1 protein-coding gene is annotated in these 214 nt (G+C 49.1%); it reads right to left on the reverse strand.

Features of this window, described 5'->3' with window-relative positions:
• Nucleotides 1-214: hypothetical protein (locus Q1A86_RS21185; protein ID WP_299811436.1), on the reverse strand; the 214-nt coding region annotated here is incomplete at both ends.

Genomic DNA, 214 nt, shown 5'->3' on the forward strand with positions numbered 1-214 from the left:
GGGTATCGCCAAGCGGTAAGGCACCGGGTTTTGATCTCGGCATTCCCAGGTTCAAATCCTGGTACCCCAGCCATTTTGTGGTTCATCTTCATTGGATGTAAAATAGTGAACATCGTGTTCTGGATGTAAAACAGAGTCAGTGCGGGAGTGGTGGAATTGGTAGACACGCCAGATTTAGGTTCTGGTGCCGCAAGGTGTGAGAGTTCAAGTCTCT

Origin of the sequence: uncultured Shewanella sp., from assembly GCF_947497935.1 — a bacterium.
GTDB lineage: Bacteria > Pseudomonadota > Gammaproteobacteria > Enterobacterales > Shewanellaceae > Shewanella.